This window comes from Salinibacterium sp. ZJ450 (assembly GCF_011751885.2).
Classification (GTDB): domain Bacteria; phylum Actinomycetota; class Actinomycetes; order Actinomycetales; family Microbacteriaceae; genus Ruicaihuangia.
In genome coordinates this window covers 750,684-773,373 of sequence record NZ_CP061771.1, presented here as the reverse complement: position 1 = coordinate 773,373, position 22,690 = coordinate 750,684, and the positions used below count along the sequence as shown (strand labels likewise).

18 protein-coding genes and 1 tRNA gene are annotated in these 22,690 nt (G+C 67.2%); 6 read left to right on the top strand and 13 right to left on the bottom strand.

Annotated elements, in window-relative coordinates; genetic code table 11:
• On the bottom strand, positions 1-657 hold the full coding sequence (locus tag HCT51_RS03745; RefSeq protein WP_166870481.1) for an L-threonylcarbamoyladenylate synthase: 657 nt from the start codon (positions 655-657) through the stop codon (positions 1-3).
• A 96-nt stretch (positions 658-753) separates the two neighbouring features.
• Between HCT51_RS03745 and HCT51_RS03740 the strand changes: the two genes are divergently transcribed.
• Positions 754-1,446 carry an HAD family hydrolase gene (locus HCT51_RS03740; protein ID WP_191413755.1) on the top strand — a complete coding sequence of 231 codons (693 nt, stop codon included), beginning with the start codon at positions 754-756 and terminating at the stop codon, positions 1,444-1,446.
• 211 nt (positions 1,447-1,657) lie between these two features.
• Here HCT51_RS03740 and prmC read toward each other — a convergent pair whose 3' ends face one another.
• The 7 genes from prmC to lysA all read right to left on the bottom strand — a co-directional run bounded on the left by prmC (position 1,658) and on the right by lysA (position 10,784).
• A complete protein-coding gene (gene prmC / locus HCT51_RS03735) occupies positions 1,658-2,512 on the bottom strand; it encodes a peptide chain release factor N(5)-glutamine methyltransferase (RefSeq protein ID WP_370626907.1) in 855 nt (284 codons plus the stop codon).
• Positions 2,513-2,514: 2 nt separating this feature from the next.
• Positions 2,515-3,594, bottom strand: a complete 1,080-nt coding sequence (gene prfA, locus HCT51_RS03730) for a peptide chain release factor 1 (RefSeq protein ID WP_166870479.1) — start codon at positions 3,592-3,594, stop codon at positions 2,515-2,517.
• 3 nt (positions 3,595-3,597) lie between these two features.
• Positions 3,598-5,850, bottom strand: a complete 2,253-nt coding sequence (rho, locus tag HCT51_RS03725) for a transcription termination factor Rho (protein WP_166870477.1) — start codon at positions 5,848-5,850, stop codon at positions 3,598-3,600.
• A gap of 188 nt (positions 5,851-6,038) precedes the next feature.
• The gene (thrB, locus tag HCT51_RS03720; protein WP_370626906.1) at positions 6,039-6,986 is read right to left on the bottom strand and encodes a homoserine kinase; all 948 of its coding nucleotides are present in this window, start codon (positions 6,984-6,986) and stop codon (positions 6,039-6,041) included.
• Between the two features lie 5 nt (positions 6,987-6,991).
• A complete protein-coding gene (gene thrC / locus HCT51_RS03715; protein ID WP_166870473.1) occupies positions 6,992-8,068 on the bottom strand; it encodes a threonine synthase in 1,077 nt (358 codons plus the stop codon).
• Positions 8,068-9,387, bottom strand: coding sequence for a homoserine dehydrogenase (locus HCT51_RS03710; RefSeq protein ID WP_166870470.1), 1,320 nt, complete (start codon positions 9,385-9,387; stop codon positions 8,068-8,070). Before HCT51_RS03710 ends, thrC begins: the two co-directional genes overlap by 1 nt.
• Positions 9,384-10,784: a diaminopimelate decarboxylase gene (lysA, locus tag HCT51_RS03705; RefSeq protein WP_166870468.1), complete on the bottom strand. Its 1,401-nt coding sequence runs from the start codon at positions 10,782-10,784 to the stop codon at positions 9,384-9,386. The genes HCT51_RS03710 and lysA overlap by 4 nt, the downstream gene beginning before the upstream one ends.
• A 232-nt stretch (positions 10,785-11,016) precedes the next feature.
• Here lysA and HCT51_RS03700 point away from each other — a divergent pair, with 232 nt between their 5' ends.
• Together HCT51_RS03700 and HCT51_RS03695 are read left to right on the top strand one after the other, a co-directional pair.
• On the top strand, positions 11,017-11,721 hold the full coding sequence (locus HCT51_RS03700) for an ABC transporter ATP-binding protein (protein ID WP_166870466.1): 705 nt from the start codon (positions 11,017-11,019) through the stop codon (positions 11,719-11,721).
• Positions 11,718-13,004, top strand: coding sequence for an ABC transporter permease (locus HCT51_RS03695; RefSeq protein WP_166870464.1), 1,287 nt, complete (start codon positions 11,718-11,720; stop codon positions 13,002-13,004). The genes HCT51_RS03700 and HCT51_RS03695 overlap by 4 nt, the downstream gene beginning before the upstream one ends.
• Positions 13,005-13,066: 62 nt before the next feature.
• Here HCT51_RS03695 and HCT51_RS03690 read toward each other — a convergent pair whose 3' ends face one another.
• The gene (locus tag HCT51_RS03690) at positions 13,067-13,843 is read right to left on the bottom strand and encodes an LmeA family phospholipid-binding protein (RefSeq protein WP_166870462.1); all 777 of its coding nucleotides are present in this window, start codon (positions 13,841-13,843) and stop codon (positions 13,067-13,069) included.
• Between the two features lie 15 nt (positions 13,844-13,858).
• The gene (gene argS, locus HCT51_RS03685) at positions 13,859-15,526 is read right to left on the bottom strand and encodes an arginine--tRNA ligase (protein ID WP_166870460.1); all 1,668 of its coding nucleotides are present in this window, start codon (positions 15,524-15,526) and stop codon (positions 13,859-13,861) included.
• A gap of 60 nt (positions 15,527-15,586) precedes the next feature.
• On the opposite strand from argS, the gene HCT51_RS03680 reads away from it, so the two are divergent.
• The 3 genes from HCT51_RS03680 (at position 15,587) to HCT51_RS03670 (ending at position 18,184) form a co-directional block, all read left to right on the top strand.
• A complete protein-coding gene (locus HCT51_RS03680; RefSeq protein ID WP_166870458.1) occupies positions 15,587-16,219 on the top strand; it encodes an iron ABC transporter ATP-binding protein in 633 nt (210 codons plus the stop codon).
• A 31-nt stretch (positions 16,220-16,250) separates the two neighbouring features.
• Positions 16,251-16,326, top strand: a tRNA-Arg gene (locus HCT51_RS03675).
• Between the two features lie 670 nt (positions 16,327-16,996).
• Positions 16,997-18,184 (top strand): FAD-dependent monooxygenase, encoded by a 1,188-nt coding sequence (locus tag HCT51_RS03670; protein ID WP_166870456.1) that lies wholly within the window; start codon positions 16,997-16,999, stop codon positions 18,182-18,184.
• 261 nt (positions 18,185-18,445) lie between these two features.
• Here HCT51_RS03670 and HCT51_RS03665 read toward each other — a convergent pair whose 3' ends face one another.
• The 3 genes from HCT51_RS03665 to HCT51_RS03655 all read right to left on the bottom strand — a co-directional run bounded on the left by HCT51_RS03665 (position 18,446) and on the right by HCT51_RS03655 (position 22,468).
• A complete protein-coding gene (locus HCT51_RS03665; protein WP_166870454.1) occupies positions 18,446-19,720 on the bottom strand; it encodes a glycosyltransferase in 1,275 nt (424 codons plus the stop codon).
• Positions 19,721-19,949: 229 nt separating this feature from the next.
• Entirely contained in the window at positions 19,950-21,569 is a 1,620-nt protein-coding gene (locus tag HCT51_RS03660; RefSeq protein ID WP_166870452.1) for an ABC transporter permease, read from the bottom strand.
• Positions 21,569-22,468, bottom strand: coding sequence for an ABC transporter ATP-binding protein (locus HCT51_RS03655; protein ID WP_166870450.1), 900 nt, complete (start codon positions 22,466-22,468; stop codon positions 21,569-21,571). The genes HCT51_RS03660 and HCT51_RS03655 overlap by 1 nt, the downstream gene beginning before the upstream one ends.
• Positions 22,469-22,690 lie beyond the last annotated feature (222 nt).

Here is a 22,690-nt window from a genome sequence, read left to right as displayed (position 1 = left end):
TTACGAGCATCGATCGGCTCCCACGACGTCGCGGATCGCCTCGTCGGGAATCACGCCGTGGCGCACGATGCGCAGCTTGCCGTCTGGCAGGTGAAGCGACGTCGCATCCACAATCGTCGAGGGGTCGGAGCCCCCGTCTCCCCCGTCCAGGTAGACGGCGACACTGTCTCCGAGCATGGCTTCGGCGGCGGCCGCGGTTGCAGCGGCCGGCTGACCGGTGAGGTTGGCGGATGACACCGCCAGAGGGCCGGTCTCCGACAGCAGTTCGAGCGCGATGCGGTTGCTCGGCATCCGCAACGCCACGGTGCCGTGGGTCTCGCCGAGGTCCCAGCTCAGCGATGACTGCGCCGGCAGAATGATGGTGAGCCCGCCGGGCCAGAAGTCCTTGACCAGCGCGCGAACTTCATCCGGCACCGATTCGGCCAGGGCATCCAGTGTCGGGATGCCGGGAATCAACACCGGCGGAGGCGACTGACGCCCGCGGCCCTTCGCGTCGAGCAGACGCTGCACCGCTTTCGGGTTGAACGCGTCGGCGGCCACCCCGTAGACGGTGTCGGTGGGCAGGACTACGAGCTCGCCTCGCCCGATCGCTGCACGGGAAAGGCGCATACCGGTGAGCAGTTCGGAGTCGTCCGAACAATTGAAGATGCGGGCCATGTCGCATACATCGTAGTCGGGCGGGGCTGGGTGCCCTCTTGACAGACACACGCCGCATTGGCTTATCGCGGTGCGAGCGGGCAGACTGGAGGCACCATGAGCCTGCTTTTCATTTTCGATATGGACCAGGTGTTGTATACGTACAACTGGGAACAACGGATGTCGGGACTCACCGAGGTCACCGGGCACAGCTTGGACGAGTTGCGCCGCCGCTGGTGGCATGCCGAGGGTGAGATCGCTGCGGAGGCTGGCGGGTTCGCAACGCCCGAGGCTTATCTGGTCGCGTTCAACGAGGCCATGGGCGTCGAGGTGAGCCGCGCGGATTGGGTGCGCTTCCGCGCCACCGCGATGACGCCGACGCTCGATGCGCACGATGCCGTCCGCCGCGCGGCCGAGCTCGGCCAGGTGACATTGCTCACCAACAACGGACCGCTCAGCGGGGCGCACCTGCACGACATCGCCCCGGAGCTGGTCGGCATCTTCGGCGAGCACCTCTTCGCGTCCGCGCATTACGGTGCCCGCAAGCCCGATCCCCTGGTGTTCGAGCGGGTACTCGAGCGCTACGCGACACCGGCCGAGGACGCGTTCTTCGCCGACGACCTGCCCGAGAACGTGGCCGGCGCGGCATCCATCGGCATCAGCGCACACCTGTTCGAGGGCGCGGCGGGCATGCTGACCGCGATCGAGCAGTTCGCCGCGGAGCGGGCATCGAGCGGGTCGGGCGCATCGAGCGGGTCGGGCGCATCGAGTGATTCGGGCACGCTCCACGGGTCGACCGCGACCCGCTGATCGCACTCCCCGAGTAACGTCACCCACTCCGCCGCTGAGGTCTGGCGTTTGGCCCTTCGCCGGCTGAACGAACGACGGAAGTGCAGACCTCACCGGATGACTCGCCTCGCGAGCACTCGTGTCGCCGGCTGAGGTCTGGCGTTTGGTTCTTCCTGCGCCTGCGGAACCACTAAACGGCAGACCTCACCACGCGCGGGGTCGCCTGGAACGGCTAGCGCAGCGCGGTGGTCGCGCGATCGCGGCCGAGCAGGTCGCGGTAGGTTGCCACCGCACGCCAGCCATCGGCGGTCAGCAGTTCGCGGATGGCGGGGCCCTGCTCCTCGCCGTGCTCGATCACCAGCGTGCCGCCGGTGTGCAGCAACCGCCGGCCGGTGGCGGACACCTGGTGCACGACATCCAGCCCGTCATCGCCGCCGTAGAGCGCGTGCTCGGGGTCGTATAAACGAACTTCCGGGTCGCGCGGGATGGCGCCAAGCGGAATGTATGGCGGGTTGGAGACGACCACGTCGACGGTGCCGTCCAGTTCGGGCAGCGCGTCGGCGAGATCGGCGAACACCAGACGGGCGTTACTCGCGTTCACGCTGCGGAAGTTCTGTTTGGTCCAGACGAACGCCCGCGGTGAGTTCTCGACCGCGTGCACGGATGCCGTGGGCACCTCGGTGGCCAGCGCCAGGGCGATCGCGCCGCTGCCGGTGCCGAGGTCCACCGCGACAGCATCGCCCGGGATGGCCCGCAGCGTGTCGATCGCCAGCTGCGCCACGAACTCGGTCTCGGGCCGCGGCACGAACACACCCGGGCCGACGGCCAGTTCGAGTGACCTGAATGCGGCGAGCCCGGTGATGTGCTGCAGCGGTTCCCGGCGGGCTCGCCGCTCGATGGCATCGGCCACGGCCGCGGCATCCGCCTCGGAAATCGGCGCGTCGGTGACGGACTTCGCCTGCACCTGCCCGCGCGAGACGCCGAGCACGTGACCGATCAGCAGTTCGGCGTCGACCTCAGGGCTCTGGATGCCCGCCCGGGCCAGCACATCGATGGCGCTGGCGCGGACGGACGACACAGTGTTCACGGTCAGTGCTGGTCGCCGATGTCAGCCAGGCGCGCCTCTTCGTCGAACTGGATGCACGACTCGATCACCGGCTCGAGGGCACCGTTCATGACCGCGTCGAGGTTGTACGCCTTGTAGCCGGTGCGGTGATCCGCGATGCGGTTCTCCGGGAAGTTGTACGTGCGGATGCGCTCTGACCGGTCCATGGTGCGGATCTGAGTCTTGCGCTGAGCGCTGTCGAGCGCGGCCTGCTCTTCCTGCTGGCGGGCGAGGATGCGAGCCCGCAGCACGCGCATGCCGGCTTCCCGGTTCTGCAGCTGGCTCTTCTCGTTCTGCATGGCCACCACGATGCCGGTGGGCAGGTGGGTGATGCGCACGGCGGAGTCGGTGGTGTTCACCGACTGGCCACCGGGGCCGCTCGACCGGTACACGTCGATCTTGAGATCGTTCTGGCTGATCTCAACTTCTTCCGGGGCGTCAACCTCGGGGAACACGAGCACCCCGGTGGTCGACGTGTGGATGCGTCCCTGCGACTCGGTGGCGGGCACGCGCTGTACACGGTGCACCCCACCTTCGTACTTCAGGTGCGCCCAGACACCCTGGGAAGGGTCGCTGGCGTTGGACTTGATGGCCAGCTGCACATCCTTGTAGCCGCCGAGATCGCTCTCGGTGCGCTCGAGCAGTTCGGTCTTCCAACCCCGGGACTCGGCGTAGTGGAGGTACATCCGCAGCAGATCCGCGGCGAAGAGCGCGCTCTCGGCGCCGCCCTCTCCGCCCTTGATCTCCATGATCACGTCGCGCCCGTCGTCGGGGTCGCGCGGGATCAGCAGACGCCGCAGCTTCTCCTGGCCGGTGGCCAGCGTCTCTTCGAGCGCCGGCACCTCCTCGGCGAACGCGTCGTCCTCCTTGGCGAGTTCCTTGGCCGCGGCCAGGTCCTCTTGCGCCTGCAGCCACCCCTCGTACGCCGCCTTGATCTGACTCAATTCGGCGTACCGGCGGTTGATCTTCTTTGCCCTGGCCGCATCCGCGTGAACGGCAGGATCCGAGAGTTGCCCCTGCAGATCCTCATGCTCGGCCAGTAGCACTGCTACTGACTCGAACATGCGTTAGTCGTCCTTGTGGTTGCCCGGCTGGGGCAGCGACTTCTGGATCTGCATGAGGAACTCCACGTTCGACTGCGTCTCCTTGAGCTTGCCGAGCACGATCTCCAGCGCCTGCTGCGGGTCGACGCCGGCGAGGGCGCGACGCAGCTTCCAGGTGACCTTGACCTCGTCGGCGCCCAGCAGCATTTCTTCGCGGCGGGTTCCGGATGCGTTCACATCGACGGCAGGGAAGATGCGCTTGTCTGCCAGCTGGCGCGACAGGCGGAGCTCCATGTTGCCGGTGCCCTTGAACTCTTCGAAGATGACCTCGTCCATCTTGGACCCGGTCTCCACCAGCGCGGTGGCGAGGATGGTCAGCGAGCCGCCGTCCTCGATGTTGCGGGCCGCTCCGAAGAAGCGCTTCGGCGGGTACAGCGCCGACGAGTCGACACCGCCGGACAGGATACGACCGGATGCCGGAGCCGCCAGGTTGTACGCACGGCCGAGGCGGGTGATCGAGTCGAGCAGCACGACCACGTCGTGGCCGAGCTCGACCAGGCGCTTGGCGCGCTCGATCGCCAGTTCGGCGACCGTGGTGTGGTCTTCGGCCGGACGGTCGAAGGTCGAGGCGATGACCTCGCCCTTGACGGTGCGCTGCATGTCGGTGACCTCTTCGGGCCGCTCGTCCACGAGCACGACCATCAGATGCACCTCGGGGTTGTTCTTCGAGATGGCGTTCGCGATGGCCTGCAGCACCAGGGTCTTGCCAGCCTTCGGCGGCGAGACGATGAGTCCGCGCTGGCCCTTGCCGATCGGCGCCACCAGGTCGATGATGCGGGTGGAGAGCTTGGTGGACTCGGTCTCCAGACGCAGACGCTCCTGCGGGTAGAGCGGGGTGAGCTTGCCGAACTCGACACGGTTCGCGGCCTGCTCGAGGGTCTGGCCGTTGATCGAGTCGACCTGCACGATGGCGTTGTACTTCTGGCGTCCGCCCTGGTTGTCGCCGTCACGCGGCTGGCGGATGGCGCCGACAACGGCGTCGCCCTTGCGGAGGTTGTACTTCTTCACCTGGCCGAGCGACACATACACGTCGCTGGTGCCGGGCAGGTAGCCGGAGGTGCGCACGAAGGCGTAGTTGTCCAGCACGTCGAGGATGCCGGCGACGGGGATGAGCACGTCGTCGTCGCTGATCTCGGGCTCGAAGTCGTCGCCCTGGGCGCCGCGCCCGCGCTTGCGGTCGCGGTAGCGGCCACGGCCGCGGCCGTCACCGTCGACCTCGACCTGCTGCTGCTGACGGTCGCGCTGCTGGGTGCGGCCGCCCTCCTGCAGGTCGGCCTTCGGCTGGTTGCGGTTCTGGCCGTCGTTCTGCTGACCCTGCTGGGTCTGCTGACCCTGCTGGGGCTGCTGGCCCTGCTGGGTCTGCTGGCCCTGCTGGCCGCGCTCTCCACGCTCGCCGCGGTTGCGGTTGCGGTTGCGGCGGCCGGGACGGCCCTCGCCCTCTTCGGGCGTGGTCTCCTGCTCGGCCTCGGCGCCCGCGGGCGTCTCGGTGCGGTCGGCCTGCTTCGGTGCGGCCTCGACGGCCGTGACCTCGGGCTGCGCAGTGGCCTGCTCAGCGTCGGGCTGCGCAACGGGCTGGCCGGCGGCCTGCTTGGCGCGGCCATTGCGGCGGGCGCGGGGCGCGGCGGCCGGGGCGGCCTCGTCTGCGACGGGCGCTGCGGATGTCGCGGACTCGGTCGACGTGACCGGTGCCGTGGTGTCGACCGGTGCCGTGGCCTCGGCCGGAGCGGCGGTCTTCACCGGAGCGGTGGTCCTCGCGGGAGCCGCGGCGGTGCGGGTGGTCGTCGAGCCGGCGCGGGCCGAGATCTCGGCGGCGGTCAGCTCGGTGAGTCCGGAGCTGCGGTTGTTCGCGTGCTGGTCGGACTTCTTCGGCGCGACAAGCTCGCCGGTGGCGGCGCTGACGCGGCGCGAGGCACGCTTCTTCGGCGCTGCCTCCGTGGTGGGCTGCGCGGTGGCGGGCACCGCGTCGGAGGCGGCGGCCTCGGGGGCCACAACCTCGGGCGCTACGACCTCGGGGGCCGCAGCGGCAGCGGTTTCAGCCGGAGCGGTCGCGGCATCCGGGTTACGGGTCTCCTGGATCTTCTCCATGAGCTCTCCTTTGCGAAGTTTGGACGCGCCACTGATGCCGAGCTCGACGGCGAGAGCCTGAAGCTCCGCCAGCTTGAGACCAGTGAGGGCGCGTGTGGACGCACCGACGGTGCGTTCTGCTGTGTCAGACACTGAAAAAAGGGTTCCTTTCGCCCCCGGGAAAAGAACATCCCGGGGCTCAGCCGCTCGCCGATTCACGGTTTCGGGAGGCTGCGCAGACGCGAGTGAAGGCTGTGGTTGAAAAACTCAGACTTCACGCCTGGCAGTCCAGAGACTGCGGGTGGGCGAGTGCTAGTGATTATGCAACTCGGGATGTCTGGCTAGGCCAGGGCTTCTACCGGGTGCGTGATTACTGTAGCACCTTTGAGATCGACGGCCAGCATCATGACCTGCCACGGCGTTTCGGCGTGTTCGGCTATCAAACGCGCGGCAATCAGGCGCTGTTCCGGGTCACTGCAGAGCACCAGGATCGAGGGCCCGGCGCCGGACACGGCGGCGGCCAGTCCTGCGTCGCGCAGCGTGGTGATCAGCGCGTTGGTCTCGGGCATCGCGCTGGCGCGGTAGCTCTGGTGCAATTTGTCTTCGGTGGCCGCGAGCAGCAGTTCCGGGCTCTGCACCAGGGCTGCGATAAGCAGCGCCGAGCGCGACACGTTGAAGACGGCATCCTCGTGCGGCACGCTCGCCGGCTGCAGGCTGCGCGCGGCCGCGGTGGACATGGTGTGCTCGGGAACGCAGACCAGCGCGGACACTCCGCGGTGCACGGAGAGCCGCTTGTGCCGCGGCCCTTCCGGCGTGGTCCAGGCGATGGTCAGGCCACCGAACAGGCCGGGTGCGACGTTGTCCGGATGCCCTTCCAGCTCGGTCGCGAGGGTCAGCAGCGCCTCGGAGTCGATCTCGACGATCCCGGCAAGCAGCCCCTTCGCGGCCATGATTCCCGACACGATGGCCGCACCGGATGACCCGAGTCCTCGGCCATGCGGAATCACGTTGTTGGCCACCAGGTCAAGACCCGGCATCTCGATGCCGTACGCGGCGAAGGTGTGCGACATGGCGCGCACCACCAGGTTGCTCTCGTCGGTGGGCACTTCTCCCGCACCGTAGCCGCGCACCTCGACGGTGGCGCCGGGGCGCTCACGCACAGTCACCTCGAGGTCGTCATACAACGCAAGGGCCATGCCGAGGGTGTCAAAGCCCGGGCCGAGGTTCGCAGACGTGGCCGGAACCTTGACGCTCACCGCCGTGCCGACAGGCACTGTGCCGACTGGCACTGCGCTCATGCCTTGGCCAGCCCCAGCACGTCGGCCACCTCTGCGGTGTCCGCTGAAACGCTGGTGGGCTTCACGTCGGTGCCGTCGGCACCACGCAGCGCCCACTGCGGGTCTTTCAGGCCGTGGCCGGTGACGGTGAGCACGACGGTGGCGCCCTTCGGCACCTCGCCGGCTTCGCTGCGCTCGAGCAGACCGGCCACGCTGATCGCCGATGCCGGTTCCACGAAGATGCCGACCTCGGCAGAGAGGATGCGGTGCGCCTCAAGGATCTTGGCGTCGTCGATGGCACCGAAATAGCCGCCGCTCAACTGCCGTGCGTTCAGCGCAAGCTCCCACGAGGCGGGGTTGCCGATGCGGATGGCGCTGGCGATCGTCTCGGGATCCTTCACGATGTGGCCGCGCACGATGGGTGCGCTGCCCGCGGCCTGGAACCCGAACATGCGCGGCAGCTTGGTGCTGGCGCCGCGTTCGAGGTCTTCGCTGTAGCCGCGGAAGTACGCGGTGTAGTTGCCGGCGTTGCCGACCGGGATGAAGTGGAAGTCCGGAGCGTCGCCGAGCACCTCGACGACCTCGAACGCGGCCGTCTTCTGACCCTCGATGCGGTCGGGGTTCACCGAGTTGACCAGGTGCACCGGGTAGTTCGCGGCGAGGTCACGAGCGATGTCGAGGCAGTCGTCGAAGTTACCGCGAACCTGCAGCAGCTGGGCGTTGTGGGCGATGGCCTGGGCGAGCTTGCCCATCGCGATCTTGCCCTCCGGCACCAGCACCGCCGAGGTGATGCCGGCGTGCGTGGCGTATGCGGCGGCCGAGGCCGACGTGTTTCCGGTGGAGGCGCAGATCACGGCCTTCGCGCCGTGCTCGACGGCCTTGGAAACCGCCATGGTCATGCCGCGGTCCTTGAAAGATCCGGTGGGGTTCATGCCCTCGAACTTCACCCAGACCGTGGCGCCGGTGCGTGCCGACAGCGCCGGGGCGGGGATCAGCGGAGTGCCGCCCTCGCCGAGGGTGATGATCGGAGTCGCATCAGAGATGTCGAGTCGGTCCGCGTACTCGCGCAGAACACCACGCCATTGGTTAGCCATTACAGTCCTTCAACTCGTAGAACAGACATCACACGGCTCACCGCTGAACTCGATTCGAGCTCGGCGACGGTGGCCGCAAGATCGGACTCCATTGCCTCATGAGTGCCGATAACAAGGGTAGCGGTGGGCTGGGGGTCTTCCGCACTGGTGCTCACCGACTGCTCCACGGTCTCGACCGAGACTCCATGGTCGCTGAACACGGTGGCGATGCTTGCCAGCACGCCGGGCAGGTCGGCCACGGCGAGCGTGATCTGGTGGCGCGAGCGCACGTGCCCGATCGGCAGGATCGGCAGGTTGGCGTGCGTTGACTCGGCCACACCGGGCCCGCCCGCGACGTGTCGCCGGGCGGCGGAGACCACGTCGCCGAGCACCGCGGACGAGGTCTGCAGTCCGCCGGCGCCTGCGCCGTAGAACATGAGATCTCCTGCTGCCTCGGCGTGCACGAACACGGCGTTGTTGCCGCCGTGCACCGCGGCCAGCGGATGCTGCGCCGGCACGAGCGCCGGGTGAACCCGGGCGCTGACGCCGTTCTCGCCGGTGGCGGCATCCGTCAGTCTCTCGCAGATTGCCAGCAATTTGATGACGTAACCGGCCTTGGTGGCCGAGGCGATCTGGTCCTTGGTGATGCTGGTGATGCCCTCGCGGTACACCGAGTCGAGCGGCACCGTGGTGTGGAAGGCCAGGCTCGCGAGCAGCGCCGCCTTCTGTGCGGCGTCGTACCCTCCGATGTCGGCCGTCGGGTCGGCCTCGGCGTAGCCGAGTTCGGTCGCGGTGGCGAGAGCGTCCTCGAATGTCGAGCCGGTGGTGTGCATGCTGTCGAGGATGAAGTTGGTGGTGCCGTTGACGATTCCGAGGATGCGCTCCACCCGGTCGCCGGCGAGGCTGTCGCGCAGCGGCCGGATGATCGGAATGGCGCCGCCCACGGCCGCCTCGTAGTAAAGCTGGGCACCCACGCGTTCCGCCGCGTCGAACAGTTCCGGGCCGTGCGTGGCGAGCAGCGCCTTGTTGGCGGTGATCACGTCGGCGCCGGAATTGATCGCCTGCAGCACGTAGCTACGCGCCGGTTCGATGCCGCCAATCAGTTCGATCACGATGTCCGAACCCAGGATCAGCGACTCGGCATCGGTGGTGAACAGCTCGCGCGGCAGGTCGACGGTGCGCGGAGCGTCCACGTCGCGCACCGCGATGCCGACCAGGGTCAGGCCGGCCCCGGCCCGCTTTGCGAGTTCGTCGGAGTGTTCGAGCAGCTGCCGGGCGACTTCGGCGCCGACGCTGCCGGCGCCGAGCAGGGCTACTCGAAGGTTGCGGTATTCGATCATGCGCTGGTGACTCCTGCGTCTCTTCTCAACAGATCTTCTTCGGTTTCACCGCGCACGATAATGCGCGCCTCACCGTTGTTCACGGCGACGACCGGGGGCCGGCCGAGGTAGTTGTAATTGCTGGCGAGCGACCAGCAGTATGCGCCGGTAGCGGGAACCGCGAGCAGGTCGCCTGGGGCCACATCCCCCGGCAGGTACTCGGCGAGCACGACCAGGTCGCCGCTCTCGCAGTGCTTACCTGCGACGCGCACAAGGGCGGGGTCGGCGGTCGATGAGCGGCTGGCGATGCGGGCGCTGTAGTCGGCCGCGTACAGGGCGGTTCGGGCGTTGTCACTCATGCCGCCGTCGACGCTCACGTACTTGCGCATGGCGACGCTGTCGCCGATCGAGACCGCGACGTCCTTGATGGTGCCCACCTCGTACAGGGTGGCACCGGCGGTGCCGATGATGGCACGGCCGGGTTCGATCGCGATGACGGGAATCGGGATGTCGAGACGTGCGGCTTCCGCGGACACCACCTCGGCGAAGCTCGCGGCGATCTGCTCGATCGGGGTCACCTCGTCGGCGGCGGTGTAGGCGATGCCGAAGCCGCCACCGAGGTTCAGCTCCGGAACCGGTCCGGCAGCCAGCAATCCCACGTGCACGCCGAGCAGGCGCCTGGCCGCCTCGATGAAGCCGCCGGCGTCGAAGATCTGCGATCCGATGTGCGAGTGCAGGCCGAGGAAGTGGAGGCCGGGGAAGGAGCGGATGTGGCCGACGAACTCGGGAACATCGGTCAACGGCACACCGAACTTCTGGTCCTCATGCGCGGTCGCCAGGTATTCGTGGGTGTGGGCGTGCACCCCGCTGTTGGTGCGCAGCCGCACCGGCTGCACGACTCCGTAGCGTTCGGCGGCGTTCGCCACGCGCTCCACCTCAACCCAGCTGTCCAGGATGATCGCTCCGACGCCGACCGACACTGCACGGTCGATCTCGGCGAGGCTCTTGTTGTTTCCGTGAAAACCGAGGCGGGCGGCATCCACCCCCGCGGCGAGCGCGACGGCCAGTTCTCCCCCGCTGGCGACATCGATGTACAGGCCTTCCTCGGTCACCCAGCGGGCGACCTCGGTGGAGAGGAACGCCTTGCCCGCGTAGTAGACCTTGGCGCTGGAGCCGACGGCGGCGAACTCGGCGTCGAAGGCGGCCTTAACCTGTCGGGCGCGTCCGCGCGCGTCGGCCTCGTCGATCACGTACAGCGGGGTTCCGAAGCGGGATGCCAGGTCACGGGCGGTGACGCCGCCGAGGGCGATCTCGCCCGTCTGCGTGCGGTGGGCGTTCTGCGACCACACCGCCGGCGCGAGCGCGTTGGCGTCGTCCGGATGGGCAAGCCAGTCCGGGGCGAGCGGGTTTGTGGTCATCGGCACCTCACGAACGAACAGACGGAAAACGGGCACGAGTGCGGCGGTCAACGCGGCTTGGTCCCGAAGCCGAGCCCAAGCCTACCGAGTCGAACGGCACTGCCCCGAACCGGGTGTTATCCCCCGCAAGGTGGAGGGTTAGCACCCTGTTGCCCGCGGCCCGGTCGCCCGTAGCGTGAGGATTACGCACTTTGGTGCGCCCTTCACGGCTATACGACGAATGGATACCCAGATGACCCCTCCCGCGATCGAGGCGCGCGGCCTCAGTAAGGCGTATGGAACCGGTGCTGCCCGGTTCGATGCGCTCACCGATATTTCGCTGACGGTCGACCGCGGCGAGTCCGTGGCCATCGTCGGGAAGAGCGGCTCTGGCAAGTCGACGCTGATGCACCTGCTCGCCCTGCTCGATCGGCCGGACTCCGGGACGCTCGCCGTCAACGGCGTCGAGAGCGCCGCCCTGCGTCCGCGGGAGCTGAACGCGCTGCGCAACCGGGAGTTCGGGTTCGTCTTCCAGCAGTTCTTCCTGAACGGCTCGCAGACGGTGCTCGAGAACGTCACCCTTCCCCTGGTCATCGCCGGAGTCGGCGCGCGCGAGCGCCGTCGACGCGGCATGGAGGTGCTGACCAGACTCGAACTCGAGCACAAGGCCGGCGCGAAAGCCACCGCACTGTCGGGTGGGCAGAAGCAGCGTGCCGTGATCGCGCGCGCCCTGGTGGGCGCACCGAGCGTCATCTTCGCCGACGAACCCACCGGCAACCTCGACAGCAACACCGGCGCGGTGGTCGAAGACCTGCTGTTCTCGCTCAACCAGGAACAGGGCATCACCCTGGTCGTGGTGACCCATGATGAGGACCTTGCCGAGCGCTGCGGCCGTCAGATCACGGTGCGCGACGGCCGACTGGTGACCGAACTCGACCTGGCGGGAGTGGCCCGATGAGAACTCGTGATGTCATCGCGACCGCCTCGCGCAACGTGTTCCGCAGCAAGCTGCGCACCACCCTCACCGTGCTCGCCCTGGTAGTGGGAGCGTTCACGCTCACCCTCACCCAGGCCCTCGGCGCGGGTGTCAACCGATATCTGCAAGACCAGACCTCAGCGCTCGGCGCCGGGGACGTACTGGTCATCTCGCAGCAGCCCGAAGAATTTGAGCCGACCGACGGCCCGGCCGAGTACCAAGCCGCCGACTCCGAGGAAGCCTTCGAGACGCCACGCGGCAGCTACACGACGCTGAGCGGCGCCGACCTCGACAAGATCGAGGCGGTCGACGGTGTCGGATCGGTGCTTCCGGTTCGGCTGCTGGAGATCGACTACATCTCCGGCGAGAAGAGCGCGCAGTACGAATTCGCCTGGAGTGCCACAGCGTCGGCCACCGAGCCGCCGATCGTGGCCGGCGAACAGCTCGACCACGCGACCGCTGAACCCGAGGTGATGTTGACGAGGGACTACGCCGAGGCGCTCGGCTTCGACGACTACGACTCGGTCATCGGCGAAAAAGTGCAGATCGGTCTGACCGACGCCACCGGTGCGGTGCACGAGACCGGCGGCACCGTCGTCGGCGTCGCCGAGGACACCCTGTTCGCGGCAGGAATCGGCATCAACGAGACACTCAGCAAGACAATCGCCGACCTGCAGTTCACCGGTGCGCCGGACGGTGCCGGCGACCAGTACGCCCAGGTGATCGCACGGTTCGACCTGAACGCGGGCCAGGCAGCGCTCGACGGCATCAAGGATGACCTCGCCGCGCAAGGATACGAGGGGATGACGGTCGACGACCAGATGGGCGTGTTCAAGTCCGTCATCGACGCGATCATCGCCGTGCTCAGCGGGTTCGCGGTCATCGCGCTCATCGCTGCGGGCTTCGGCATCGTGAACACGCTGCTGATGAGCGTGCAGGAACGTACCCGCGAGATCGGCCTGATGAAGGCGCTCGGCATGGGCAGCCGGCACGTGTTCCGGCTGTTCAGCCTGGAGGCGCTCGCGATCGGATTGCTCGGCAGCGCGCTGGGTGCGGGGCTCGCCATGCTCGCCGGCGCAGGCCTGAACGGCATGCTCAGCGGAGGCCTGCTCGCCGACCTGCCGGGGCTGACGCTGCTGGTGTTCGAACCGCTCGGCCTGCTGATCGTGATCGCCGTGATCGGTGCGCTGTCGTTCCTCGCTGGCACGCTGCCCGCGGCCCGCGCCGCGAGGCAGAACCCGATCGACGCGCTGCGCTACGAGTAGCAGCTAGTAGCAGCCAGCTCGCTGATTGAGGAGCGCTGCCCCGCGTCAGGGGCGGCGCTCCTTCAGCCCCCGCAGGAGCCCGTCGTCGTGAGCGCTTCGGCAGTCAGGGGCAGGTCGGATGCCGCGACATCCAGCCGCAGCTGGCCTTCGGTCACGGCGATCCCGGTCACCTGCACCCCGGCCGGCAGCAGTTCCGCCGCGCAGATCGGGATCGCCAGGCCGGCCTCGTCGATGAAGGCCGAGATGTCGACCGGTGCGCTGCCGAGGCCCTCGATCGAGGTGGGGCTGAGGGTGACCACGTCGCCACCGATCCGCGGTTCCAGCGTCACCCGGAAGCCCACGGTCATGCCGAACACCTCGAAGCTGCTCTCGTACTGCACGGCACCGTCTACCAGCTGCGTCTGGTCGGTGAGCCCGCGTTCGACCAGCAGCGCGTTGACGGCGTCTTCACCGATCGTGAACGACCCACTGGCCTCGCGCACCGTTCCGCCCATTTCCGTGGGCACGCCGTGCGCGGTGATCTCGGCGTCGCCCGTCACTCCCCCGATGGCAAGGCTTGGCGCAGACAGCTCGACGGTGTCGAAACTGCCGGCGAGGTACTGCTGCAGGAACGAGAACCCGCCGATCTTCACCGCAACCGGTCCGGAGCCCGCGGGCAGGCGGCTGGCCAGCTGCCGCTCAACCTGGTCCGTGGCGTAGGCCCTGGCCGCGACATCCGCCAGCACGACGCCGCCGACCACGACCACCAGCACGCCGATCAGGATGCCGACACCGAGACCGCGCCGCCGGCGACGGGGCGTGACGGACGCGGCATCCGGCATTGCTGTCGACCGAGTCATCACGCCATCCTGTCGTTACATGCGTTCCGGTGCACTGACCCCGAGCAGTTCAAGGCCGTTTCGCAGCACCTGACCGGTGGCATCGTTGACCCAGAGGCGGGTGCGGTGCACGTCTTCGACCGGCGCCTCGCCCAGCGGGCTGACCCGGCAGTTGTCGTACCAGCGGTGGTAGTGGCCGGCGAGCTCTTCGAGGTAGCGGGCCACTCGGTGCGGCTCGCGCAGCTCGGCGGCCTGTTGCACGATGCGGGGGAACTCGGCGAGCGCGCCGAGCAGCACGCTCTCGGTCTCGTGGGTGAGCAGGCTGGCGTCGAACACACTGCGATCGACACCGGATGCCTCGGCATTTCGGGCCACCTGGTGGGTGCGGGCGTGCGCGTACTGCACGTAGAACACCGGGTTGTCGTTGGTGCGTTTCTGCAGCAGTTCGGGATCGAGGGTGAGCGGCGAGTCGGCAGGGTAGCGGCCGAGCGAGTAGCGCAGCGCGTCTGTGCCGAGCCAGGCCTGCAGGTCGTTCAGCTCGATGATGTTGCCGGCGCGCTTGCTGAGCTTGGCGCCGTTGATCGACACCAGCTGCCCGATCAGCACCTCGATGTCCTTCTGCGGGTCCTCGCCGGCAGCGCCCGCGATGGCCTTCAGGCGGTGCACGTAGCCGTGGTGGTCGGCGCCGAGCAGGTAGATCTTGTGCTCGAAGCCGCGGTCGGTCTTGCTCAGGTAGTACGCGGCATCCGCGGCGAAATAGGTGAAGACACCATTGGAGCGCCGGATGACGCGATCCTTGTCATCCCCGAAGTCGGTGGTGCGCACCCAGATCGCGCCGTCCTCGTCGAAGACGTGGCCCTGGGCGCGCAGGCGGTCCACGGCGGTGACGATCGGGCTCAGGCCTGAGGTCGGCTCTTCGGTGTGCAGCTGGCGTTCGCTGAACCATACGTTGAACTGCACGTTGAAGCGCTCGAGCGACTCCCTGATCTCGCCGAGCTGCAGCTGGTACGCGGTCTCGCGGGCGATCGCGAGCGCCTCGTCGGCGGGCAGCTCGAGCAGGTTCGGAACCTGCTGCTGCACGGCCGTGGCTAGGTCGGCGATGTACTGCCCCGGGTAGCCGTTCTCGGGGGTGGGCTCCCCCTTGGCCGCGGCCAGCACCGAGGCGCCGAAGTTGTCCATCTGGTTGCCGGCGTCGTTGATGTAGAACTCGTTGTCGACCGTGGCACCGGCGGCACGCAGCACGCGCGCCAGCGAGTCGCCGAGGGCGGCCCACCGGGTGTGACCGATGTGCAACGGCCCGGTGGGGTTCGCCGACACGAACTCGAGGTTGATGCTCTGCCCGGCGAGCGCGTCGCTGTGCCCGTAGGTCTCGGCACGCTCGACGACGATCCTGGCGACCGCTCCAGCCGCCGCGGCATCCAGCGTGATGTTGATGAATCCGGGGCCGGCGACGTCGACGGATGCCACGCCGTCCAGTTGCTCGATCTCACCGGCCAGCTCGGCGGCGAGCTCGCGCGGGTTGGCGCCGAGCTTCTTGGCGAACTTCATGGCGGCGTTGGATGCCCAGTCGCCGTGGTCCCGGTTGCGGGGCCGTTCGAGGGGCACATCGTCGATCGTGGCGGTGACGGTTTCGGTCGACCCGCGTCGCTCGATGGCTCCCTGGACGATGGCGAGCAGGGATGCGGAGAGTTCAGCGGGGTTCACGGTCGTCGATTCTACCCGGGGTGCACAGAGACGACTTGTAAGCCCTTTAGCATGGATGCCATGTCAGCCGCTCTTGCCCGTGTCACGTCAGCCCGCACTCTGCTTTCCGTCACGGTGGGAACGGTGCTGGTGATGGCCCTGGCAGGCTGCACGGCCGAGAACCTTGAGGCTTCCGAGACACCCAAGCCCTCGACATCCGCCACCGCATCATCCGCGCCTGAGCCCACAGAATCGGCCACGCCGGAGCCGGAACCGATCGTGGGCGTACCGATCACGCTGAGCTGCGACGAGGTGCTGGCGCCGCAGGCGGTCTATGACTACAACCCCAACTTCGGCACGGACCCGAACTACGCGCCAGCCGACGGGTCGCTGGCCGCGAGCATCGTCGGCTACTCGGGGCTGGCCTGCGGATGGGTGAACCAGACCAGCAGTGAAACCTTCGAGGTGGCGGTGGCGGAGCTTCCGGACGCCGCGTTGGACACCTTCAAGAACCAGGCCGGCGCCCAGAGCACGATGGTTCCGACCTACGGTCACGGCGGCGGTTTCGAGGGCTACTTCACCGTCAACGACGGCGTCGGCGAGGCCCGCGTGTTCACCGGAAGCAACTGGATCGTGGTGTCGAGCACCGCGTTCTATGAGCCCGGCGACGCGATTCCGATCGTCGAGCCCGTGGTGGCGGCACTTGCAGGCTAGTTGCGGCTGCTAATCTAGAGCAGCACTCCTGGCCCCCATAGCTCAGGGGATAGAGCGTCTGCCTCCGGAGCAGAAGGCCGCAGGTTCAAATCCTGCTGGGGGCACCAAAGTCACGTGACACGCCGTGACGTGACACTTCTCACGCTCGATGAAACTTTCCGTGTTCACTTGACACTTCCGTTGAGACGGTCCGGCTTCGGTGAGAAAAGTCCTCGGTGCTCGATGATTCCGATGAGCCTCTAATGCTGCCTGCATGAATTTTACAGGGTGCGCAGGCCGCCGGCCAGCCGTCAGCGCGCTCCATTTGTTATCCCTCAAGAGCCCCGCCAACGGGCTTTTAGCGGGCGGGTCTCACGAAGCCGCTGTCTTTCACACGGCGTCGAGACTTTCCACTCTTGAGCGTCACCGACCGGAAAGCCGCATTCGCAGGATGGAATCCGGTACCCGTTCAGCGTCCCGCTCGCGACTCGAGAAACGACGGGAATGGCGGCCGACGATTCGGTATGAGCGGCAGCGCCATCTGGCAAGCATTTCGGGTGCTATTTGGTGTGCTTCCCGATCCACCCTTGTAACTTTCTTGCGGGCTCTGCCGCAGTTGAGCAGCACCCATCCAGCCGCTTCCCAGCAGAATCCGAAGCATGGTGCACAACTGAATCCTGCGCTATGGACAGGCCGCGAGGAACGTGTCAACAATGAGCCAGCAGGTGTCGCAAAAACTCCTGCGGTCGCCTGCCCGGGCTCGTTCAGCCCGGCTGATCTGATCGTTCGAGGCAGGACATGAAGGCTCTTGTTGTAGGGGCGGGCATTGCGGGTCTGGTCGTGGCCCGCCAACTCGGTTTGGCTGGCTGGGAGGTCGAGCTCCTTGAGAAATCGGCCGCTCCGCGCCCCGATGGCTACATGATGGACTTCTTTGGTCCAGGAGTCGAGGCTGCGGAGAGAATAGGCCTCTACTCGCGGCTCGCAGCGGTGGCCTACCACGTCGAGGCAGCCGAGTACGTTGATGGACGAGGACGCCCCACTTCCAGCCTCGACTACGACCAGTTCGCACGGCTTGCCGGCGGGAAGGCCCTAAGTCTGCTGCGCCCCGATATGGAGCAAGCCACCCGCGCCGCGCTCGATGATGTGGACCCCGGTCGAGTGCGGGTCCGCTATGGGGCGCCGGTTTCCAGGGTGTGGAGCGATGACGAGGGCGTGCTGGTCGCCGTTGATGGCTCGCCGAACTTGACGCTCGCCGCGGACGTCCTAGTAGGCGCTGATGGCATTCATTCCGGAGTGCGCGCTGAGGTATTCGACCGGGAAGAGGAGTATTTGCGCCCTATGGGAATGCGTGCTGCGGCATTCATCGTGACCGAACCGCTCCTGAATGCCCGCTTCCGGAACCGGTTCGTCCTGACCGACAGTATCGACCGGGTAGTCGGCCTCTACAGCCTCCGCTCTGACAAGGTGGCGGCATTCATGGTCTACAGGGATGCGTCAGGCGCGACTGGGGATCTGCGATTCGAGAGTCCTAGGGAGCGGTTGCGCCGGGAGTTCGCCGGACTCGGTCAGGCGGTAGACCGGCTGCTTGAACTGTGCCCCGAGCATCCGTACGACGATGTCGTCGCGCAGATCATCATGCCGGGCTGGCAGAAGGGGCGGACGGTTCTCGTGGGGGACGCGTGCGGGGCCGTGTCGCTCCTGGCGGGTCAGGGGGGTTCGCTCGCCATCGCCGGTGCCGCGCTCCTGGGTGACATTCTCGGACCCGTGGCCTCACCTGACGGGATCAGCTCAGCCCTCACCGAATTCGAGCGACGCTGGGCACCCGTGGTAGAGGTGGCCCAGGCGGCCGGGAGGCGCTCCGCGTCATCATTCCTTCCCGCGAATCGGGTTCAGCGCCTCCTGCGTCGGTGGATCATAAGGGCAACTCGTCTGCCGGGAGTCGACCGGCTGGTGGCCCGCCAGATCGTGGCCCGCATCGCAAAGTAAGCTCGGTAAGGTCGACCGGCGGACCTCGCCGGGAAGCAGCTACTTCTTAGCCTCGATCCACCGATCCGATTTGGGCGGGTGCCTGATTTCGACCCGCAGTTCTATGGGCGGCGATCGTCGCGCCTTGGCCAACGGGCACTAGACAGCACTGGTTGAGCATTCAGAGGGCTCACCTCTTCGTCGCAGAAAAGTTGCCGCACTCATCCCGGCGGGCGCAGCGGGCACTGCATCCCCGCCCGACCGACGCGCCTCAAGTCCGTCCTATGAGTTGGGCGCCAGACGACGAGCAGCAAAAGCCGCCTCAATGAACTGCAGCACCTCGACCGCATCGCCGGTGCCATGCTCCGAGGCGATCTGCTCGCCGATAGCCGTCGACGCGGCGGCGTACTCCTCCCGCGAGATCAGGTCGAGAATTCGTCGCGCGAGGGCGGCAGGGGTCGCGCTGCGTAAGTGCAGCGGGCGAGGTCCTGTGCCGAGTTCGTGGATACGTCGGCCCCAGAACGGCTGGTCGCCCAGAACCGGGCAGATCAGCGTGGGCTTCCCGGCACGCAGGCCGGCTGCAGTGGTGCCCGACCCTCCGTGATGGACGACGGCGTCTACTCGCGGGAACAGCCATTCGTGCGGTACGTCTTTGACGACGAAGATGTCGTCCGTTGATCGAGCGGCAAGTGCGCCCCAACCGGTTGCGACCACGGCCCGCACACCAACTTGCTGGAGGGCTTGTAGCACGACTCGACCCCGCTCTTCGGCTTTCGCCCCGAATCCCATGCTGCCGAAACCGACGTAGACGACGGGCCGACTGCCCTGGAGAAAGTCGAGGAGATCTCTCGGCGGCTCCCATGTCGAGGTAGTTTCCCGAAACCAGTAGCCGGTGACGTGTGCCGTGGCGGGGTAGTCGCCCGGTACAGGGACGACGTATCGGCTGAACGAATACAGCACGGGTGCGGGATCACCGCCTCGCGTCGTCAGGTAGTCGCTGAGCCTGCTCATCCGCGGCAGCCCAAGACGTTCACGACGGAACCTATTGATCATGCCGCCGTACGCCAGCGCCGTGAAGCGGTTGAACTGGTAGGTGAGCCGGTTCAGCCGCCACGGAAGCGGGCGCGCGAGGAACGGTATCGGAAAGGCATTCGTGGGCGTGAGGAACGGCAACGGAAGGGAGGGGACGAAGGGGACGCCGAGACGCTCAGCGATGTGGAGGCCGCCGAGGGCCTTGGGGTGCGCGACGATGAGGGTCGGCCGGACTCGTTGGGCGATCTCCCACTGCTCGTGGAGCGACGTGCGCATCGCCGCCGACATCTGTCGAGCCAGCTTCAGGGCCTGCGCCGGACCGCGCAGTTCGGCCATACCGGCGCGCATGACCCGATCCATCTCCGTTGCCATCGGCTCGAAGCCGACACCGGAGGAGACGGCATCACGGTAAGGCTCGGGAGCTGAAAGGACGGCGACGTGGCCGGACACGCTGAGTCGCTCGGCGAGAGCGGCGAACGGGTCGATGTCGCCTCGGGTGCCGAAGGTGAAGATGAGAACTCGCACGGCTAAATCCAATCGACGATTACTCGCCGACCAGGCTTCCCGGCACTCCTAGGGTCACACTACAACCAAGGGCAGCTTGTCCACAGTACGTCGGCCCGGAGCACGCCGCTGGAGTGTATTTGCCGACCACCGGTTGCTTAGCAGAGCTGCTCCAGTCCAGCCTGGTGAATCGAGCCGGCCGGTGGTGTCATGCCACCCCAGCGCCACGTCTCCTGCGAAATGGGCGCCGTCAAGACACCAAGTCCCGTCGTCGGATGACCACCATTGCGAGCGCAGCGCCCAGCACGGCCGTCGCTAGGAGAACTGATGCGGCAGCGACGTTTAGGTCCTCGACGGGGAGCGCTGAGCTGTGGTGGAACGGGCTGATGTTTTGGAGCCACTCGGGGAGTTGCAGGAGTGCGCCGAACTGGCCGAGCACGAGGCCGATCACGAGCAGTCCCCAGCCAAGGGGGATCGTGAGTCGCGGCACTATGGCGAACACGAGCGCAGTGATCGCGACGAACACGAGGGCCGCGGGTGTGTGGGCGAGGGCGGCGCCGCTGAAGCGGGCCACGGCCGCGACATCTCCACTGGAGTTCGCGATCGCGATTCCCGTTACCGTTCCAATTACCGTGCACACGGCAAGCACGGATCCGGTAGCAACGACCAGTGTTGCGCCGACCCAACGCGGTCGGGAGACGGGCGTGGCGAGCAGGAGCTCCGCGCGTCCCTCGGCCTCTTCGGCGCGCAGCCGCAAAACGGCTTGTACACCGGCGGCTCCGGCGAGCACGCCGCCGATTCCGAGCAGGGCAGACGTGAAGATGTGGACGACGTCTGCCGTGGTGCCGGGAACGAGGTTGGCGATCAGGTTTGAGAGCGACGGGTTGCCTTCTACCGCTTCGGCGACCACCGGCCCGAGCCCTCCGGCGATGGAGCCCAAGACCGCGACTCCGATGCACCAGCCGAGAAGTGTGGAGCGTTGCAGCCGCCATGCTAGTCCGAGGACGCTGCGGCCGCCGAGGCGCGCTCCTGGGCGGCCTCTCCGTTCCGGAACGAGACTGGCGCCCAGGTCCCGACGACTGCGCAGGGTGAGCGCGGCGATTGCCAGCAGTCCGAAGCCCGCGGAGGACAACACAAGCGGTGCGAGCGTGGGCTCGGAGAATGGTCGAGTTGCCTGCCCCCAGCCAATCGGCGAGAGCCAGGACAACCCACTCGGGGTGACGCGCGTGAGTTGCGCATTGGGGGTCCCGAGGGCATCGCCGATGCCGCGGGTGAGGTATGCGGCGCCGACGAGCGCGGCGGCAACCCCGTTCGATGCGCGACCCGACGGCAGAAATTGAACGACCACTGCTGTGGCGCCCACGAAGAATAGCCCGACGGATCCGACGGCGAGGGCAGCGGTAATGGATCCGCCCGCAGGTAGCCCGCCAACGATGTAGCCCACCGCAACCACAACGATCAGCAGCAGGTTGGCGATCACACCGAGGGCGATCGTCGCGGCCAGCGCGGTGCTGCGGCGAATGGGGGTTGATCCAACGAGCTCTGCACGTCCCAGTTCTTCGTCGGCGCGGGTGTGCCGCACGACGAGGAAGGTGCTCATGAACCCCGCGAGAACGCCGATGAAGGAGAACGATTGGAAGAAGGCGAGAGCGCCAATGCTCAACCCGTCAGGAAGTCCACGCAGGAACAGAAACGCGGGGTTCGCCGAGGCCAACGCGGCAATGGACGCGCGTTCCGCCACATCCGCAAACTGTCCGCTGATGGCGGTGCCGATCGCGCCCCCGAGTAGTCCGATGCCCAGGATCCAAATGGGAAGCAACCACCGATCACGCCGCGCCTGCGCTGCAAGAAGGTGACCGAACGCGCGCATCACTTCACCTCGCTGTAGTGACGCAGGAACAACGATTCAAGCGACGCCGGCGCCACCGTGAGGCCAGTCACGCCGTTGCGGGCGAGGCTCGTCAGCACAGACGGGATTGCGTCGGCATCAGCCTCGAACTCGACCACATCGCCGACGACCCTCGCATCGTGCACGCCGTCAACGGTGCTCAGGATGCCGGTGTCCCCAATGCCGGTAATGCGGAAGCTCGTGCGACTGAGGTGCCGCAGGTCAGCCAGCGACCCGCTCTCGACCGCGACGCCCGCGCGGATGATCGTGACCCGGTCACACAGCTGTTCCACCTCGCTCAGGATGTGGCTGGATAGCAGTACTGTCGAGCCTTCCGCGCGTGCCCGATCGATCTGTCGACGAAAGACCGACTCCATGACGGGGTCGAGACCGGCACTGGGCTCGTCGAGGATGTACAGCCGGGCGGGTCGTGCGAAGGCGGCGATGAGGGCAACCTTCTGGCGATTGCCCTTCGAGTAGGTGCGCGCCTTCTTGCGGGGATCGAAGTCGAACTCATCGATCAGTTCGGCTCGTCGTTTAGGCTCGGCACCACCGCGCAGGCTGGTGAGGAGGTCGATGGCCTCCCCGCCGGTCAGGTTCGGCCACAGGCTCACGTCGCCCGGCACGTAGGCGATGTCGCGCAGAGTAGCGATCGGCTGCGCCCAGGGGTCGAGTCCGAAGACTCGCGCGGTGCCGCTCGTGGCTCTGATGAGCCCGAGCAGTACTCGGATGGTCGTGGACTTGCCGGCGGCGTTGGGGCCGAGAAATCCGTGAACCTCGCCCTCGGCGACAGAGAGGTCAAGCCCGTCGAGGGCGGCCGTTCGGCCGAAGCGCTTCACGAGATCGGATGTCTCGATGAGGGGAGCATTCGCAGGGGACACAGCACGGTCCTTACGTCGCAGAACAGCACCCACGGCGGCCGCCAGGGCACTCCGCGATTTTCGCGGGCCGACCAGGCTTCCCGGCTCTCCGCTGGTCAGTATAGGACCACGGCGATCGAGTGGTGTGACTTGCAGGCACGATCGTGTCGATTCTGCGGCTGGAGTCCCGAAAAGTCTGTTCGTTGTCGACCGGAGTCACTTGCGCATCAGCCGCGATGCTCT

Excerpts from the sequence above, each read along its gene's own strand:
- HCT51_RS03745 (WP_166870481.1), bottom strand. The coding sequence starts at position 657 with ATGGCCCGCATCTTCAATTGTTCGGACGACTCCGAACTGCTCACCGGT.
- HCT51_RS03740 (WP_191413755.1), top strand. The coding sequence starts at position 754 with ATGAGCCTGCTTTTCATTTTCGATATGGACCAGGTGTTGTATACGTAC.
- prfA (WP_166870479.1), bottom strand. The coding sequence starts at position 3,594 with ATGTTCGAGTCAGTAGCAGTGCTACTGGCCGAGCATGAGGATCTGCAG.
- thrC (WP_166870473.1), bottom strand. The coding sequence starts at position 8,068 with ATGGCTAACCAATGGCGTGGTGTTCTGCGCGAGTACGCGGACCGACTC.
- HCT51_RS03710 (WP_166870470.1), bottom strand. The coding sequence starts at position 9,387 with ATGATCGAATACCGCAACCTTCGAGTAGCCCTGCTCGGCGCCGGCAGC.
- lysA (WP_166870468.1), bottom strand. The coding sequence starts at position 10,784 with ATGACCACAAACCCGCTCGCCCCGGACTGGCTTGCCCATCCGGACGAC.
- HCT51_RS03700 (WP_166870466.1), top strand. The coding sequence starts at position 11,017 with ATGACCCCTCCCGCGATCGAGGCGCGCGGCCTCAGTAAGGCGTATGGA.
- HCT51_RS03695 (WP_166870464.1), top strand. The coding sequence starts at position 11,718 with ATGAGAACTCGTGATGTCATCGCGACCGCCTCGCGCAACGTGTTCCGC.
- HCT51_RS03690 (WP_166870462.1), bottom strand. The coding sequence starts at position 13,843 with ATGACTCGGTCGACAGCAATGCCGGATGCCGCGTCCGTCACGCCCCGT.
- HCT51_RS03680 (WP_166870458.1), top strand. The coding sequence starts at position 15,587 with ATGTCAGCCGCTCTTGCCCGTGTCACGTCAGCCCGCACTCTGCTTTCC.
- HCT51_RS03670 (WP_166870456.1), top strand. The coding sequence starts at position 16,997 with ATGAAGGCTCTTGTTGTAGGGGCGGGCATTGCGGGTCTGGTCGTGGCC.
- HCT51_RS03660 (WP_166870452.1), bottom strand. The coding sequence starts at position 21,569 with ATGCGCGCGTTCGGTCACCTTCTTGCAGCGCAGGCGCGGCGTGATCGG.